At 57.7% G+C, this 17,297-nt stretch carries 16 protein-coding genes and 1 tRNA gene; 7 read left to right on the forward strand and 10 right to left on the reverse strand.

From position 1 onward, the window contains the following. Positions 1-73: 73 nt before the first annotated feature. Positions 74-580, reverse strand: coding sequence for a macro domain-containing protein (locus GV819_RS02975; RefSeq protein ID WP_161753347.1), 507 nt, complete (start codon positions 578-580; stop codon positions 74-76). 526 nt (positions 581-1,106) lie between these two features. Here GV819_RS02975 and GV819_RS33615 point away from each other — a divergent pair. Further along, on the forward strand, positions 1,107-1,223 hold the full coding sequence (locus GV819_RS33615; protein ID WP_434738417.1) for a phage integrase central domain-containing protein: 117 nt from the start codon (positions 1,107-1,109) through the stop codon (positions 1,221-1,223). Positions 1,224-2,293: 1,070 nt separating this feature from the next. On the opposite strand, the gene GV819_RS02980 is transcribed toward GV819_RS33615, so the two are convergent. The 5 genes from GV819_RS02980 to GV819_RS03000 form a co-directional block, all read right to left on the reverse strand. Beyond that, entirely contained in the window at positions 2,294-3,061 is a 768-nt protein-coding gene (locus tag GV819_RS02980; protein WP_161753349.1) for an ABC transporter ATP-binding protein, read from the reverse strand. Positions 3,062-3,080: 19 nt separating this feature from the next. Continuing rightward, a complete protein-coding gene (locus GV819_RS02985; RefSeq protein ID WP_161753351.1) occupies positions 3,081-3,794 on the reverse strand; it encodes an ABC transporter permease in 714 nt (237 codons plus the stop codon). Then, positions 3,791-4,480, reverse strand: a complete 690-nt coding sequence (locus GV819_RS02990) for an ABC transporter permease (protein ID WP_161753353.1) — start codon at positions 4,478-4,480, stop codon at positions 3,791-3,793. Before GV819_RS02990 ends, GV819_RS02985 begins: the two co-directional genes overlap by 4 nt. Positions 4,481-4,572: 92 nt before the next feature. Next, positions 4,573-5,361: an ABC transporter substrate-binding protein gene (locus GV819_RS02995; protein WP_161753355.1), complete on the reverse strand. Its 789-nt coding sequence runs from the start codon at positions 5,359-5,361 to the stop codon at positions 4,573-4,575. Positions 5,362-5,420: 59 nt separating this feature from the next. Beyond that, complete coding sequence (locus GV819_RS03000; RefSeq protein ID WP_256667341.1) at positions 5,421-6,542, reverse strand: M20 aminoacylase family protein; 1,122 nt, start codon at positions 6,540-6,542, stop codon at positions 5,421-5,423. Positions 6,543-6,741: 199 nt separating this feature from the next. Here GV819_RS03000 and GV819_RS03005 point away from each other — a divergent pair, with 199 nt between their 5' ends. Beyond that, a complete protein-coding gene (locus GV819_RS03005; RefSeq protein WP_161753359.1) occupies positions 6,742-7,695 on the forward strand; it encodes a LysR family transcriptional regulator in 954 nt (317 codons plus the stop codon). Positions 7,696-7,991: 296 nt separating this feature from the next. On the opposite strand, the gene GV819_RS03010 is transcribed toward GV819_RS03005, so the two are convergent. Continuing rightward, positions 7,992-8,081: transfer RNA gene (locus GV819_RS03010), tRNA-Ser, on the reverse strand. Positions 8,082-8,400: 319 nt separating this feature from the next. Between GV819_RS03010 and GV819_RS03015 the strand changes: the two genes are divergently transcribed. The 3 genes from GV819_RS03015 to GV819_RS03025 all read left to right on the forward strand — a co-directional run bounded on the left by GV819_RS03015 (position 8,401) and on the right by GV819_RS03025 (position 11,147). Further along, positions 8,401-9,090, forward strand: coding sequence for a crotonase/enoyl-CoA hydratase family protein (locus GV819_RS03015; protein WP_161753361.1), 690 nt, complete (start codon positions 8,401-8,403; stop codon positions 9,088-9,090). A 214-nt stretch (positions 9,091-9,304) separates the two neighbouring features. Beyond that, entirely contained in the window at positions 9,305-10,027 is a 723-nt protein-coding gene (locus GV819_RS03020) for a lysophospholipid acyltransferase family protein (protein WP_161753363.1), read from the forward strand. Between the two features lie 148 nt (positions 10,028-10,175). Then, the gene (locus GV819_RS03025; RefSeq protein ID WP_161753365.1) at positions 10,176-11,147 is read left to right on the forward strand and encodes a magnesium and cobalt transport protein CorA; all 972 of its coding nucleotides are present in this window, start codon (positions 10,176-10,178) and stop codon (positions 11,145-11,147) included. A gap of 43 nt (positions 11,148-11,190) precedes the next feature. Here the strand turns inward: GV819_RS03025 and GV819_RS03030 are convergent, their stop codons facing one another. The 3 genes from GV819_RS03030 to GV819_RS03040 all read right to left on the reverse strand — a co-directional run bounded on the left by GV819_RS03030 (position 11,191) and on the right by GV819_RS03040 (position 15,394). After that, positions 11,191-11,913: an amidotransferase gene (locus tag GV819_RS03030; protein ID WP_161753367.1), complete on the reverse strand. Its 723-nt coding sequence runs from the start codon at positions 11,911-11,913 to the stop codon at positions 11,191-11,193. Between the two features lie 105 nt (positions 11,914-12,018). Next, a complete protein-coding gene (locus GV819_RS03035; RefSeq protein WP_161753369.1) occupies positions 12,019-14,163 on the reverse strand; it encodes a 3-hydroxyacyl-CoA dehydrogenase NAD-binding domain-containing protein in 2,145 nt (714 codons plus the stop codon). A 25-nt stretch (positions 14,164-14,188) separates the two neighbouring features. After that, positions 14,189-15,394: an acetyl-CoA C-acetyltransferase gene (locus tag GV819_RS03040; RefSeq protein WP_161753371.1), complete on the reverse strand. Its 1,206-nt coding sequence runs from the start codon at positions 15,392-15,394 to the stop codon at positions 14,189-14,191. Positions 15,395-15,992: 598 nt separating this feature from the next. Between GV819_RS03040 and GV819_RS03045 the strand changes: the two genes are divergently transcribed. Then, positions 15,993-16,442 carry a rhodanese-like domain-containing protein gene (locus tag GV819_RS03045; RefSeq protein WP_161753373.1) on the forward strand — a complete coding sequence of 150 codons (450 nt, stop codon included), beginning with the start codon at positions 15,993-15,995 and terminating at the stop codon, positions 16,440-16,442. Continuing rightward, positions 16,439-17,245 carry a c-type cytochrome gene (locus GV819_RS03050; protein ID WP_161753375.1) on the forward strand — a complete coding sequence of 269 codons (807 nt, stop codon included), beginning with the start codon at positions 16,439-16,441 and terminating at the stop codon, positions 17,243-17,245. Before GV819_RS03045 ends, GV819_RS03050 begins: the two co-directional genes overlap by 4 nt. The last annotated feature ends 52 nt before the right edge of the window (positions 17,246-17,297 follow it).

A 17,297-nucleotide genomic window follows, 5' to 3' on the forward strand; every position in this document is an offset into this window, starting at 1 on the left:
AGCGTGCAGCGAATACCGGCTTTCATTAACCGCAGTGCCTCAACAAAAGGCTTCGATTACGGCAATACGGTGGTTAGCCAAGACGCTCATCAGCCTGGAAATTTTTACGATAGACCTCATAGACGATCACATCGACATTGAGCTCGCCCAGATGCTTTTCAATCAACGGTTTGACATCACTCCAATCCAGACCGCCCACCCCCGTCGCCAAGCGTGGCAGAGCCACGCTTTTTACATTTTCACTGGTGATGTATTTGGCAAGCTCGCGTAGCGTGTGACCCACGTTTTTCAGGGTTGCCTTTCCAGGCTTAGCCGAATGCCCCGCGTGCAAAGAGTCCTGTGTCAGCAGGTTGACGATACTGCGCACACCGCCTTTGTCATCAACGCCTGACCAACACCAGATATCACCCGGCTGATGGGCCTTGCCATGGGCAGCATGACGATAATCGGCAACCAAAGAAGGCCAGCGCTCGCGCAAAGCAAGTGCCAGACCTGTATCGAACGGATCTTGAGGTGCAATGCCATGTGCAATGACCTGAGTTTGGCTCAGTAAAATGTCACCTTCGACTTCACGGATCATGGGCGTTCCCTCTTCAGTCTATAGATTGACAAGAGTCAGCAGCCGACTCGGCGACCTCCCCCTCTAGCATCCAGACTAAGCGAGGAACAACGGCGCTACGTTGATACAGGTCAGCGCTGACCGAGCAGGGAGGAAAGGCGAACGCCTCATCCGATGATGAAGCGAGGAGACAGGTCGGGGGGACAAAAGGGACGCTAGGGGAAATCCAAAGGGTAATCTGATACCGACACAAGTCGAAAACCTGACAGAACCTGGCCACCTATGAAGATGGTGATGGGCTAAGGTTGGTCATCAAACCAACTGGGTGTAATTCAACTGGCGGGCCGCCGTAGAGAGAAGGGTCTGGGTTCATTCCCTGAAGTGAGCCTCAAGAAGGTCAGACGAGATGCCAGTGCTAATCGCAGCCAACTAGTGATGACATCGATCCCTTGGCAGCAAGAGACGTAGAGCGCGTAGTTCAAGGGGAAGCCAAGCAACTAAAATTCAAAACCCTCGCAACGGAATACCGTGATATTTACCAAGCGGTGTGGCCGGTAAGCCGCGTAAAGGGTGGTTGCGAAAGCTGGAGCCGTATGCGTTTGATCACATAGGCAAGCTGTCAGCCGAAGACATAGACACTCCCGAAGTGCTTAAGGTGTTGTAACTCATCTGGGCCATTAAGACTCGAACGGCTCGATCAGCCCAGCAGGCCACTCCAGAGCACAACCTGATCCATCTCGGCGAGAAACCGTTCGCGGCGGGTTTGCTTACGCTTACCGCCGACGACAGACAAAGCCGAGCGACTTTACTTCACTCCGCAGGTTCGTTGACCAAACAGAAACCCGAAAAACAAACCCTTTCTTTTATCCTTCCTGCCAGTACGCATATCGCCGGTTTTCATCTAGGTCGAGCACTTGATTTGCGCCACATTGTGAAGCAGGCCAAAGCTACTACCAGGAACGCTGAGATTAATATTCCAACTGCGGCCACGTGTGAGTTGATGCGACGATGAGCGTTGTGCTTGCTTACAACTAAGCACGTTCTCTTTTAGTTACAAGAGTGCTTCCAGCTCACCCTCCTGTTACCTCTAGTATGTGCGCAATCACACTACAGGCCCTGCAAGAGGGCAGATCTCCTCGCACTTGTTGCAACAAAAATACTCACAAGAGCTTGCAAAAGTGTAAGAGAGCCGCACAAAAAGTCATGCATCCTTTTCCGGTGTCAGCTCGACTGAACATAATCACCTATATACACCAACTGCTACGCCATTCACTCTGCGACAAATCAACCATACCCAACGAAGACTTGCTTTCTTCACTCCTTTCAGAGCCGGACGGAAACTAGCTAGCCTGCGAAGCTCCCAGCGTGGAATTATTACCGTGATTCCCTTAGGAGAGCAGAGAACGTGTGCGAAGCTCCGCACAAGGTTCCTTACAAACCGATCAAATAGTTTTTCCGTGAAATACTCAAATACATCAGAAGGCACACGAGCACTTTACGCATTTATCTATGCATAGCGCCCCAAATGAAACACTCATGAGCCCTATCAAAGCCATATATAGGACACCAAGTTATACCAACCTTTAGATTTAGCGCCAAAATGACATTATTAAATCTTTTATGCATTGATATTTACTAAACTCCGGACGCTACGCAGGACTTTTTAGCACCATATAAAATACACACCCACCAAACTCCGCTTATCAAACTACTCTCCCTAAAAGTCCCATATTGTTATTTTAAAGAGCCTGCCAGAAACTGCTTCAGCCGCTCGCTTTGGGTATGGTCAAACACGCTGCTGGGTGAACCTTGCTCCTCCACTCGTCCCTGATGCAGAAACATAACGTGATTGGAGACCTGCCGTGCAAAGGCCATTTCGTGAGTCACCACAATCATCGTCCTGCCCTCCTCGGCCAGTTGCTGCATGACCTTGAGTACTTCGCCCACCAGCTCTGGGTCCAGCGCGGAAGTCGGCTCATCGAACAGCATGACCTCCGGCTCCATCGCCAGCGCTCGGGCAATGGCCACGCGCTGCTGCTGACCACCGGACAACTGAACCGGATACTGTGCCTCGACCCGTTCCGCCAGTCCCACCTTGGATAAGTACTTGCGTGCACGCTCCAATGCTTGCTGGCGACTGATCCCCAGCACCCTGATCGGGCACTCGATGATGTTGTCCAGCACCGTCATATGGCTCCATAGATTGAAATGCTGGAAAACCATCGACAACTTGCTACGCATGATTCTCAGTTGTTTGGGGTCGGCGGCACATTGCTCACCCTTTGCGTCCCGGCGGGTCAACAGCTCTTGTTGATTAACGATAATGCGTCCGACGCTGGGTTGTTCGAGGTAGTTAATACAGCGTAAAAAGGTGCTTTTTCCCGACCCGGAAGAACCTATGATGCTAATCACATCGCCCGCCTTGGCCTTGAGTGATACGCCTTTCAATACTTCATGGCTGCCGTAGTTCTTGTGTACATCATCAACGATCAATTTATACATACGAGCATTTCCAGTGAGGTCAGTGCGTGCGGGGTTTCAGGTAGGCCAGCCAATGCAGCTCGCCACGGCGAAACAGCCAGATCAGCAAAAATGAGCTACAGGCATACAGCACCCCGGCAATCCCGAATGCAGCAAACGAGGCGTAGGTCGCCGAGTTGACGTCCCGGGCAACCTTCAGCAAATCAGGCACCGTGGCGGTGAACGCGACGGAGGTTGAATGCAGCATCAGGATTACTTCATTGCTGAACAATGGCAGCGCCCGACGTAACGCTGAGGGCAACACAATCCTCCGGTACAGCGTGAACGGGGTCATCCCATAGGCCCTGGCGGCCTCGACTTCACCGTGCGGGGTGGCTCTGATGGACCCGGCAAAAATCTCGGTCATGTAGGCACAGGTATTGAGCCCGAACGCGAGGACCGTGCAGTTGAAGCCATCACGAAAAAACGCATTGAGAAAATCCTGCGCCCGAATCACATGCAGGCTGTACACCCCGGTGTAAAAGAACAGCAACTGGATGTACAACGGCGTACCGCGAAATACGTAGGTGTAAAACCAGACCGGTGTGCGAATCAGCGGGTTGGCGCTGACGCGGGCAATGGAGAGCGGAACGGCCAACAGAAAACCGATCAAAACCGAAAGGATCAGCAGCCACAAGGTCACCGCCAACCCGGACAGATGTGCTCCGTCGCTCCAAAGGTAGGCCTGCCAGTAGTCCTGGAGAATCGTGGTCATAGCGCGGCCTTCCTGACACCCACGGAATAGCGGTGTTCGAGCCACATCAACAGAACGTTGGAAACGGTAGTGATCGCGAGGTAGATCAGGCCGCCGACCAGCGTAAAATAGAAGAACTGCATTGAGCCTTTGCCCGCATCCTGCGTCGCCTTGACCACATCGGTCATGCCAATGATCGACACCAGCGCGGTCGACTTGATCAGTACTTGCCAGTTATTGCCAATCCCCGGCAACGCATGGCGTAGCATCTGCGGGAACAAGACCTTGCGAAAGGTTTGTGCTCGCGTCATTCCGTAGGCCCTGGCGGCTTCAATCTGGCCGGCTGGAACCGCCTGAAAAGCACCGCGAAAGGTCTCGGTAAAGTACGCCCCATAAATAAATGCCAGGGTCACGACACCGGCCATAAAAGGTTCGATATCGAGCTGGGCAACGCCCAGCCAATCGGTCAGTTGGTTGAGCAACATTTGCAGGCTGAAAAACAACAACAGCATGATCACAAGGTCCGGCATGCTGCGGATCAGCGTCGTGTAGCTCGTCGCAGACATACGCAGTACACGGTTTGAAGACAGCTTCGAACTGGCCCCCATCAGCCCTATCAAAACGGCGAACACTAATGATCCTAACGCCAGTTTGATCGTGGCCAGGGTGCCCAACAGAATCTGTGGAGCAAAACCTTCCAGAAGCATTTCACTCTCCTTATTTTTATTAGGTTGAGGTGAAGGTAAAGCGGTAACAGAGCAGCCTGGGCGACTGCTCTGCACAGGGTTTCGAGCGGGGGTTATTTCGCGCCGTAGACGTCGAAATCGAAGTACTTTTTGTTGATCCGAGCGTAGGTACCATTGGCGATGATTGTCGCCAGGGCTTTGTTCAAGTCTTCACGCAACTCGACATCCTCCTTGCGCACACCGATGCCGTCACCTACGCCGAAAAACTCTGGGTTATCCAGGGTACCGCCGGAAAACTCGTAGTCCTTGCCTGCCGGTTTATCCAGAAAACCGTAGCTGGCTTGAATGGAGCCCTGCAATGAGGCATCAAGCCGCCCGACCGTGAGGTCGGCGTAGACTTGGTCCTGATTTTGATAAGAGAGAATATCCACGCCCTGGGAACCCCAGACAGCTTTCGCGAAAGCCTCCTGGGTCGAGCCTTGCTCCACGCCGACACGCCTGCCTTTGAGCGACTCGACGGTGGGTTCCAACCCCGACCCACGCTTGCTGACCAAACGTGCCGGGGCGTTTGAGATTTTGTCGGTGAACGCAATCTGGCCCTGGCGCTTGGGGGTGATGGTCATCGATGAGGCCACTGCGTCGAACTTGCGAGCCAGCAATGCCGGAATCATCCCGTCCCAGCTGCTTTCAACCCAGATGCACCTGGCGTGCAGCTCTGCACAGAGCGCCTCGGCGATATCGACCCCAAAGCCCGTCAGCGTGCCATCCTGGTTTTTGTACTCCAGTGGCGGATACGTCGGATCAACACCCAACTTCAGTACTTTCCCGCTCCAGTCAGCCGCGCCAGCCAAGCCGGATGCGGTCAAGAACGCCAGGGAAACAGCCGCGATTATCTTATTCATTGTTATCTTCCTCGATGGCTCGCAGAGCCAGGTTACCGATAGCATCTATGCAGCTCTGCTTAGCGCAGAAACCGCTCTACCAACTTGACCCAGTAACTGGCGCCGATGGGTAGGCAGACGTCGTTGAAGTCGTAACCGGGGTTATGCAGCAAGCACCCACTGTCGCCCTGGCCATTGCCTATCACCAGATAACTGCCCGGACATTTTTCCAGGATGAAGGCAAAGTCCTCGCTGGCGGTAAAGGGCCGCAAGTCCTCGATCAATTGCTCGTCGCCCAACCACTCGCTGGCAACTTCACGCGCGAACGCCGTCTGCTCGGGATCGTTGATCAACACCGGATGGCAATGCTGGTAGTCGATATGCGCCTGTGCACCGAAACTCGCCGCCTGGCCCTTGACCAGTTCAGTGATCCTGGCTTCGAGCAGTTGGCGAATATGCGGCGTCAGCGCTCGCACGCTCAGGATCATTTCAGCGGAGGCGGGAATGACATTCGACGCGGTCCCGGCATGAATGCTGCCAACAGTGATAATCGCTGTTTCTTGAGGGTTGACGTTGCGCGCTACGATACTTTGCAACGCCATCACGATGGACGAGCAGACCACCACCGGGTCAACCGCCTTGTGCGGGACCGCACCATGACCACCCGTACCGATGACCGTGATTGTCACCGTATCGGCAGACGCCATGAACGGCCCGCTGTAGAAGCCCAAATGCCCGGCCGGATAACCCGGGACGTTGTGCATGGCAAATATCGCATCGCAGGGGAAACGTTCGAGCAGCCCATCCTCCAGCATTTTCCGGGCACCACCCAGCCCCTCTTCGGCCGGCTGGAACACCAGATGCACCGTGCCGTTGAACGCTCGGGTTTGTGCAAGGTATTGCCCCGCTGCCAGCAACGTGGCCGTATGACCGTCGTGACCGCAGGCATGCATCACGCCATCATTGCGACTGGCATACGGTAAGCCGGTGGTTTCCTGAATCGGCAGCGCATCCATATCCGCGCGCAACCCAATAGCGCGTCCGAGGCCGTTTTTCAGGGTTCCGACCACACCGGTCTTGCCCACCCCTCGGCTCACCTCAAACCCCCACTGCGTCAAACACTGCGCCACCAGTTCAGCCGTGGTGAACTCTTCAAACCCCAGCTCGGGGTGGGCATGAATACGGTGACGCAGGGCAATCATCTCATTTTGAGATGCAGCTATTCCCGGCAGGACATGGTTAGCATGCACGGTTGTACTCCTCGATAAGATCATTCAGTACCCCTGGCTCAGTGGTGAGTCCGGTGGGTGCTGCCGAATCGATCTTAAGGAGCAGGCCCTGAGCCAGGAAGACTCAGTTTGGTTATGATGACAACCATTGGTTGTCCCAAAGGTGAACCTATTGAAGCTGCATCAACTGCAAGCGCTGATTGCCAGTGCCGAGACCGGCAGCATACGAGCGGCCGCGCGCTCGCTGGATATCTCCCAGGCCGCCGTGACCAAAGCCCTGCGTGAACTGGAAACGGCTCAGCAGTTGCCGCTGTTCGTCAGGACCCCCAGTGGCTTGAACTTCACTGAATACGGAAAAGTGCTGCTGACCCACGCCAAGCTGGTACTCAAGCAACTGGAACATGCGCAGGCCGAGCTTGATCAGTTGCGCGGCAAAGCCCAGGGGCGACTCTGCGTCGGCGTCACGCCCTGGATTGCACTGACGTTTCTACCGGAAGTGGTGTTGGACTTTCGGCAACGCATGCCGGACATCCAACTGGAGTTGTTCGAAAGCCTGATGGCGGTGGCCCAACCGCTGCTGCGTGACGGCAGCATGGACTTCGCCATTGGCCAGTTACATCCGGCGCAGGCGACCCCGGAATTTACCTGCGAAACGTTGCTGGACTACCAAACCTCAGTATTGATTCGAGAGGGCCACCCTCGACAAAAAGCGCAATCCATCCACGATCTGCTGGACCAGAACTGGACGCTGAACTATGCCCCAGACGGCCGTGACGTCCTGATGCAGGAGCTGTTCGGCAGGCACAACGCACAGATTGATAGCAATCGCATCGTGCGCGCACACTCACTGGCGATCCTGCAGATGATGGTGGAGCGAGCCGACATGTGCACCTGGGGGCCGACCATCATGAGCACGGCCCCCCCCTTCCTGGGGCGCATTGTTGCCCTGGAGTTGAGCGAAGCATTCGAGCCGCGGCAGTTGAGCATCGTCACACGGCGCAATGGCTCGCTGAGCAATGCCGCACAGTGTTTCACCGACTGCCTAATAGGGGTAATTCGGCGCCACGCCCGCTCAGCGAAAAAGGAGGATCGCGAGCTGTTTAAGACCCTGCAATTATTAGTTTGAAGGTGCCCGCCGGTACTCATAGTCAGACCGGCGAAAGAACTCATCGTGTCCGAATAACCTTGCCGGGCTAAGTGAAAAGATCTCTAGAAAATCCGGGGCGATTCAGCAGACCACAACTTAGAAGCACAGCGATGGCAGAGATTAGCCCTTTCTGTGGCGCATGCTGACGCTGATTCTGAAGAGCGGAAAACCACCCATCCGTCCCAGATCTGTCCCATATGAGAGTTTTTCAGACGCCAGAAACCACAAACCCCCGACTTTCACTAGGAAAATCAGGGGTCTGTGTTTGCAGAATGTGGCGGTGAAGGAGAGATTCGAACTCTCGATACAGTTTCCTGTATACACACTTTCCAGGCGTGCTCCTTAAGCCACTCGGACACTTCACCGTATCTCTTCAAACATGTTCTGTCTGTCGAGGCGCGCTAATGTAGTCGAAAGCTTTTCTGATGGCAAACATTTTTTTCAGAATTTTCATGCGCTTAAGAACGTTCCGTCCTGGAGGGTGACTCAACCTGAGACGGGAACAAGGCAAACCAGCCATTCTCCAGCCTTGCCCACAGCTATATAGAAGAAACCATGCGCTGTCCGCTGCGCCATGCAAGCCAACATCCTGGCCAAAGCCTGACTCATCAGTCAGTCACGGCGCTTTACCAGATCTGTCGTGGTGGGTAACTTCTGCTGCACTTCAACATAAGGAATTGCGTCATGAGTGAATTGATTTCCTACCATCTCGAAGACGGTATCGCGACCCTGACCTTGAGCAATGGCAAGGTCAATGCCATCTCCCCGGACGTGATTGCCGCCTTTAATGCCGCGCTGGATCAGGCCACCACTGATCGCGCGATTGTGATCATCACCGGTCAGCCGGGGATTCTCTCTGGCGGCTACGACCTCAAGGTCATGACCGCAGGCCCCAAGGAAGCCGTGGCGCTGGTCACCCTGGGCTCGACCCTGGCACGCCGCCTGCTGTCCCACCCTTTCCCCGTGATCGTCGCGTGCCCCGGGCACGCGGTGGCCAAAGGTGCCTTCCTGCTGCTGTCGGCGGACTACCGGATCGGGGTTGAAGGCCCCTTCAGCATTGGGCTCAACGAGGTGCAGATCGGTATGACCATGCACCACGCCGGGATCGAGTTGGCTCGTGACCGCCTGCGGCGCTCGGCTTTCCATCGCTCGGTAATCAATGGCGAGATGTTCGATCCGCAAAGCGCCGTGGATGCCGGCTTCCTCGACAAGGTGGTGAGCGCCGATGCATTGCAAGGTGCAGCCCTGGCTGCTGCGCGCCAACTGAAGAAGATCAACATGCTGGCCCACAAGAACACCAAGTTGAAGGTGCGCAAGGCCCTGCTGGAAAGCCTCGACAACGCCATCCTCCTTGATCAGCAACACATAGGCTGAAGCCATCGGCCGTGAATCAATCAGCCCGACCTGCGTGTCGGGCTTTTTCCTGGCGCACCAAAATCCATCGTCAAAAGGCTCTAGACCGCCGCTGTCGCTCGCAGTTGGAAACATGCACTTAAACATCGCCCATCTCCGGGCTGAGAACGGCAATTGCCGAAAATAGTGCACATCCGTACACTGCGCCACCTTTTGTCCCAGGTGGGCCGTTTAGATGCTGTATCTGTTTCGCATGTCGTTGATGAGCCTGCACTTTATCGTGGCAGGCAGCCTGGGCCTGTTGCTCGGGCTATGCCGACCGTTCAACCCGGACAACAGCCGCCTGTGCGCCCGCCTCTACGCCTGGCCGGCCATGTGCATCTTGCGCCTGCGGGTCAAGGCCGAAGTCGGTCCGCTGATGGACAAGCCGCAAAGTTGCGTGATCATCGCCAACCATCAATCCAACTACGACCTGTTCGTGTTCGGCAACGTGGTGCCACGACGCACCGTGTGCATCGGCAAGAAGAGTCTGAAATGGGTGCCGCTGTTCGGCCAGTTGTTCTGGTTGGCGGGTAACGTCCTGATCGACCGCGGCAACCCGCAAAAAGCCCGCAACTCGATGCTCACCACCACCCACACCCTGCAACACAAAGACACTTCGATCTGGGTTTTCCCGGAGGGCACGCGCAACCTCGGCGAAGATCTGCTGCCGTTCAAGAAGGGTGCGTTTCAGATGGCCATCGCTGCCGGCGTGCCGATCGTGCCGGTGTGCGTCAGCAGCTACATCAAGCAGATGCGCCTGAACCGCTGGAACAGCGGCAAGATCCTGATCCGTTCGCTGCCGGCAATCCCCACCGCCGGACTGACCCTGGACGACATGCCGCTGCTGATCGCCCAATGTCGCGAACAAATGCGCGACTGCATCGCCAGCATGGATCGCCAGCTGCAATCGGCCTGAGCCCGATCAACGCCAGAAAGCCCGCCTTGTGCGGGCTTTTATTTGTCTGCGAACTCAGGCCTCGACTGTGACTCTGATGGTGCATTGCAGGCTAAGCTGCACATCGTCTGTCACCACCCTCCTTGATAAGAAGAAGTGAATCGGAACCATGGGTAGAGTTGTTGCGGCCGCCGTGTACAGCGGCGGAAAGAAAGTCACTGATATCAGCCTCGACGAGGGGGCCGCCTGGGCCGCAAAACCCGAGCACTTTGTCTGGATCGGCCTGGAAGAACCCAACGCCCATGAACTGGCCAACCTGCAACGCCAGTTCAACCTGCATGAACTGGCCATCGAGGACGCGCTGGAAAAACACAGCCGGCCCAAGCTGGAAACCTTCGGCGACGCGCTGTTCATCGTCACCTACTCGCCGGTGCGGACCGAGGGCAAGCTGGAGTTCATCGAGACCCACATCTTTGCTGGCAACGGCTACATCATCACCGCCCGCAACGGCCACTCGGCTTCCTACGGTTACGTCCGCCAGCGCTGCGAGGCGCGCCCACTGCTGCTAGAGCACGGCGAAGACTTCGTACTCTATGCCCTGCTGGATTTCGTCACCGAGAACTACCAGCCGGTCAGCGAGGCGATCCACGCAGAGATCGACGAGTTGGAGCGCAACGTACTGTGCAATTCGTTGAATGAGCGGGATATCCAGAATCTCCACGGCCTGCGCCGCGACGTACTGCGCCTGCGCCGCCATGTGGCGCCCATGGTGGAGATCAGCGAGGAGCTGCAGAAGCTCAGCTTTCCGTTCATCGACAAAAATATGCGGCCGTATTTCCGTGACGTGCAGATTCACGTCACCCGGCAGATGGAAGATCTCTCGACCCTACGCGATATCGCCAGCCAGACCATCGAGATCGGCGTGCTGCTGGAGGCTTCGCGACAGAGCATCGTGCAACGCAAGTTCGCCGCGTGGGCGGCAATCCTGGCGTTTCCCACAGCAGTGGCAGGGATCTACGGGATGAACTTCCAGAACATGCCGGAGTTGAGTTGGCACTACGGCTACTTCAGCGTCCTGGGCTTCATCAGCGTAGGTTGTGTCGGCCTCTGGGCCAGCTTCAAGCGTTCAGGCTGGCTCTGAAGGGATAGCGGCCCTGCACACTTAAGCAGGGCCACAGCCATTGTCAGGCCGCTTCGGGCTTGTGAGCGACAAAACGCATCATCCACTCCGCGACGGTGGCGCCGTGGTGGTCATGCTCCAGGCTGGCAACGCCCTTCTGGTAGATCTGCTCACCGAGAAACTCCTGGCGCAGGTCCAGCAGGGCCCGGGAATAATCGTGGATGAACTCAGGGTGGCCCTGGAAGCACAGCACCTGGTCATTGATGTGATACGCAGCATAAGGACAGAAATCGCTGGAGGCGATCACCGTGGCGTTTTCCGGCAAGGCGGTGACCTGGTCCTGGTGACTGATCAGCAACGTCAGCTCTTCCACCACCGGACTCATCCACGGCGCCTTGGCAGCCAGTGTGTAGTTATGGGTACCAACGCCCCAACCCTGGCTCGCACGCTCGCTTTTGCCACCCAGGAGCAACGCCAGCAATTGGTGGCCGAAGCAGATGCCCAGCAGCTTGTCGCCACGTTCATAGCGCCCCAGCAGGTAGGTCCTGAGGGTTTCAATCCAGGGGTCGGTGCCAAAGGAATCGGCCTTGCTACCGGTCACCAGGTAGGCGTCGAACGCCAGTTCATCAGCGGGGTATTCACCCTGAACCACGTTGTAGACGCTGAACTCGGCGGCGATGGGCTGTTGCGAGAACAGGCGCCGGAACATCTGCCCGTAACCCTGATATTGATCGACCAGCTCGGGACGCAGGATATCGGTCTCAAGAATGCAGATGCGTAGCGACATAAAAAATTCCTGACAAGGCGATGGCAATAATGAACACCCCAGAGCCTGCCTTGAAATACTACGGCAAGGCAAGCCCCGGAGCGGGTCATTTATTGCCTGCCCGGGTCAGAACAGCTGACCTTGGCGGGCCTTTTCCAGGAGCAGGGTCGGCGGGGTGAAACGTTCACCATATTGCTCCGCCAGGTACTGTGCACGGGCGACAAAATCCTGCACCCCGTACTGATTGATGAACTGCAGGGCGCCACCGCTCCAGGCGGCGAAGCCTATGCCGAAGATCGAGCCGATATTGGCGTCTGCGGTGGACTGCAACACGCCCTCCTCCACACAACGCACGGTTTCGATGGCCTGGATGAACAGCAGACGGTCGCGCACATCCTGGGCTGAAATCTGTCCATCGGCCTTATAGAAGTGCGTACGCAACTCCGGCCACAAGTGCTTCTGGCCGCCAACCGGATAATCGTAGAAACCGCCGCCGGCAGCCTTGCCCGCACGCTGGTAGTCGTTGAGCAGCAGATCGATCACGGCAAACGCCGGGTGCTTGATCAGTGGCTTGCCTTCGGCCTGCAGGTCCTTGGCGGTCTGCTGACGAATGTGGCTCATCAGGCTCAGGGAGACTTCATCGGAAATCGCCAGCGGCCCCACCGGCATCCCGGCCTTGCGCGCCTCGGTCTCGATCATCGGCGCCGCAACGCCTTCGCCAAGCATGGCGATGCCTTCGTTGGTAAAGGTGCCGAACACCCGGGAGGTGAAGAAACCGCGACTGTCGTTGACCACAATCGGGGTTTTCTTGATCTGCAGGACGAAGTCAAAACCCCGCGCCAGGGTTTCATCGCTGGTGTGCGTGCCCTTGATGATTTCCACCAGGGGCATTTTCTCCACCGGGCTGAAAAAATGCAGGCCGATGAATTTGTCCGGATTAGGCACGGCAGTGGCCAGCCCGGTGATGGGCAGGGTCGAGGTATTGGAAGCGATCACCGCCCCCGCGCCAACCACTCGCTGCGCAGCCTTGGACACCTTGGCCTTGAGTTCACGGTCTTCGAACACCGCTTCGATGATCAGGTCGCAACCGTCCAGATCGGCGTCCTCGACAGTGGGGAGAATCCGCGCCAGGGTCGCATCCCGCTGCTCACTGCTCAGTTGCCCGCGAGCGACCTTTTTCTCCAATAGTGCTGCGCAATGAGCCTTGCCCTTCTCCGCGGCTTCGCGACTGATGTCCTTGAGCACTACGTCGATGCCCGCCACGGCGCTGACGTAGGCAATGCCCGCGCCCATCATGCCGGCACCGAGGACTCCGAGCTTGTTCGTCGTCTGAGTCGGTATGCCTTGAGGACGCGAACCACCGGCATTGATCTCGTTGAGCTGGAACCAGAAGGTGCCGATCATGTTCTTCGCCACCTGGCCAGTGGTCAGTTCGGTGAAGTAGCGGGTCTCGATTAATTGCGCGGTGTCGAAATCCACCTGGGCACCCTCGACCGCGGCACAGAGAATCTTCTCCGGCGCCGGGAAACAACCCTGGGTCTTGGCCCGCAGGATCGATGGGGCAATGGCCAGCATTTGCGCGACTTTCGGGTTCGCAGGCGTCCCTCCGGGAATCTGGTAGCCGCGTACATCCCAAGGCTGCTTGACCGCCGGGTTGGCCAGGATCCAGGCCCGCGCCTTGCCCAGCAGCTCGTCTCGGTCGGTTGCCAGCTCATCGATCAAACCGGCCTGCAACGCTTGCTGCGGGCGGACTTTCTTGCCTTCCAGCAGATACGGCAGGGCCTTTTCCAAGCCCAGCATACGCACCATGCGCACCACTCCACCGCCACCAGGCAGCAAGCCCAGGGTGACTTCCGGCAGGCCGATCTGCAGCGCCTTGTCGTCGATGGCGATGCGGTGATGGCAGGCCAGGCAGATCTCCCAGCCCCCGCCCAGGGCCGCGCCGTTGATCGCGGCGACCACTGGCTTGCCCAAGGTCTCCAGGGCCCGCAGCTGCCCCTTGAGGGTCAGCACCATGGCATAGAAGGCCTTGGCTTCGGGCTTGCCGACCTTGATCAGCTCATTGAGGTCGCCGCCGGCAAAGAAGGTCTTTTTCGCCGAGGTAATGATTACCCCGGCAATCGACTCCTGCTCGTCCTGCAGGCGAGCCACGGCACCCGCCATGGCATCGCGGTACACAGCGTTCATGGTGTTGGCGCTCTGGCCCGGCATATCGATGGTCAGGACGACGATCTGGTCCTGGCCTTTTTCGTAACGAATGGCATCGGTCATGAAGGAGATTCCTTGAAATCGGGGCTCAGAGGCGTTCAATGATGGTGGCAATACCCATGCCGCCGCCGACACAGAGGGTCGCCAGGCCATAGCGCTGGCGCCGGGTTTCCAGCTCGTCGAGCAAGGTGCCGAGAATCGCGCAGCCGGTGGCGCCCAGGGGATGGCCCATGGCGATGGAGCCGCCATTGACGTTGACCTTGACCGGATCGATGGCCATGTCCTTGATGAACTTGAGCACCACCGACGCGAAGGCTTCGTTGACCTCGAACAGGTCAATGTCCTCGACCCGCAGCCCAGCCTTGGCCAGGGCCTTGCGGGTAGCTGGCGCGGGACCGGTGAGCATGATGGTCGGGTCGGTACTGGTGACCGCCGTGGCAACGATCCGCGCCCTGGGCTTGAGCCCCAGTTCGCGGCCCTTGGCTTCGGAGCCGATGAGCATCAGCGCCGAACCGTCGACGATGCCCGAACTATTGCCCGGGGTGTGCACGTGATTGATCCGCTCCACGTGGCTGTAGACCCGCAATGCGGTGGCGTCGAAGCCCATCTGCCCCATCATCTCGAAGCTCGGCTTGAGATTGCCCAGGCCTTCCAGGGTCGAATCGGCCCGAATGAATTCGTCATGGTCCAGCAGCACAATGCCGTTCTGATCCAGCACCGGCACCAGGGACTTGCCGAAAGCGCCACTGGCCCGCGCCCGCGCCGCCTTCTGCTGGGATTGCAGGGCGAACCGGTCGACATCCTGGCGCGAGAAGCCTTCCAGCGTTGCGATCAGGTCGGCGCCGATCCCCTGCGGGGTGAAATGGCTGTGCATATTGGTCTCGGGGTCCAGCACCCAAGCACCACCGTCGCTGCCCATGGGCACCCGCGACATGGACTCGACGCCCCCGACCACCACCAACTCTTCAAAACCCGAGCGTACTTTCATTGCCCCCAGGTTGACCGCTTCCAACCCCGAAGCGCAGAAACGGTTGATCTGCAACCCGGCCACGCTCACATCCCAATCCGCCGCCTGGACCGCAGTCTTGGCAATGTCGGCGCCCTGGTCGCCGATGGGCGTCACGCAGCCCAGGACCACATCGTCCACCTGGCTGGTATCCAGCTCGCAGCGTTGCTGCAAAGCCCGTAGCAGGCCTGCCACCAGGTTTACCGGCTTGACGCTGTGCAAAGCGCCATCGGCCTTGCCTTTGCCGCGGGGCGTGCGTAACGCATCGAATATCAAAGCTTGGGTCATGACGTCCTCGAACCGCTGTGCAGGGGAAATGTCGAGCTCCCACCTTAGGCGTGGCAGCCCTGGATTCAATGACCGATGCGCTCAGCCGCCTTGACGGTGACGCTCAGACGAACGGTAGGCAGCTAAGGGATGCTCCGATGAAGGGTCACGAACCGTCTAGCCAAGGGTCGGCAAAGCAGTATTCGGACTGATTTATAGCTTTTTAATCAAGCTCAACTATAACTTCATACGAATTGGATCTAAGCCAGAGGATTCAAGGCCCCTAAGGTGAAAACTGCAGGAGGTCTCAGACGGATGCTGCGCTGGGACAGGTAAGAAAAAGGACACATTGCCGGCTCATAGTGAAGTACGCCAACCGGTTTGCATTGATGCTCAGGAATAACAACAAAAGGCATTCAGCCATGTTCAAACATTCGAAAGTACGTCAGGCGGGGCTCATTCTCTTCGCAACCACACTGCTGTTGATCTTGCCGAATCTCACCAAAGTGATCGGCTGATCCGTGGCGACTCGATTAACGGGTCAAAAAATTGTCCCCGGTTCCTACCGGGGTACCGACTTGTGTGCCAGTCTTCCTGAGGAACACCACGGGGAAGATTCATGCGCCATTGGATTGCATTTGCCGCGCTCTTGAGCGCTTTCAACGCTCACGCCGGAATCATTGACGTCAACCGCGCAGTGGATGAAATCAATGACGGTGCACTGATCCTAGACCTGCGTAACGAGAGTGACTTTGCCGCCGGCAACGTTCATAACTCACTGCAGGTCAATCTCGAGCTGGAGGACGGCACCGGCATCAGCGCCGAGGGCCTGGCCTATCAGTTGCGCAAGGTGGTGCTGGACCCCAACGCCACGGTGGTGATCTACAGCGACACCGACCAACACGCACTGGAAGCTGAAGACACCCTGGTCAAGCACGGCTATTTCGGTATCGTGAACGGCGGTAACTACGAAGAACTCCGGGACGCCCTGTTCGACCACGTGTCGCGACCAGACGACGTGCTTCCCGGCGACGAACCCACTGACGACAACCCGACGGCCATCAATTGAAAGCTTTCCTATTGGGTGCTGCTCTGCTGTTGAGCAGCCCGCTGTATGCCGCGCAACTGCTGATCGACCTAGGCTCAGGCAGTCATGCCTGGCGGACCGAAGAACTACTCAAGCACCCTGAAGCCCGAAACATCACCATCAAGGACGACGTGTCCTACAAACGCGACATGCAGTACCGCGCCGTGCCCATGGCCGCCCTGCTCCAGGGCCTCAAGGCTGAGGATCATCTGCAAGCCGTGGCCCTTGACGGCTTTGCCGCGGAGCTGAACGCGGGGCCCCTGCTCAACCGCAAGGGTGCCCAGGCTTGGCTGGCCATTGAAGACCCGAGCAAACCCTGGCCGACGCTAGCGCCAGACAAGCCCAGCGCAGGGCCCTTCTATCTGGTGTGGAGCGATCCTGCAGCCGGGCATGTCAGCCCTGAGCAATGGCCGTTCCAGGTTGCGCGGATCCAGCGCCTGGCACCGGTGGCGGAGCGCTTCCCGGCCCTGGCGCCAGACCCGAAGCTGGCGGCCAATGATCCGATCAACCAGGGCTTTGCCCTGTTCCAGAAGAACTGCCTGGCCTGCCACCGCCTCAATGGTGCCGGCGACTCGCAATTCGGTCCGGATCTGAATATTCCCTACAGTCCCACCGAGTACTTCGGCAGTGACTTTCTCAAGCGCTATATCCGCGACCCACAAAGCCTGAGGCGCTGGCCGCAGGCGAAGATGCCTGGGTTCAACAACAGCGTCCTGCCGGATGAAGAGTTGGTGTTGTTGCTGGGGTATCTCAAGCACATGGCCGGGCGCAAGCAGACTCCCTGAGGATCGTGGAAGCGCCCTGGATGCGTTTCGCCCGCACCCTGGCGCCTAGCTG

This window comes from Pseudomonas sp. Fl5BN2, from assembly GCF_009908205.1.
In the GTDB taxonomy this organism is placed as follows: domain Bacteria; phylum Pseudomonadota; class Gammaproteobacteria; order Pseudomonadales; family Pseudomonadaceae; genus Aquipseudomonas.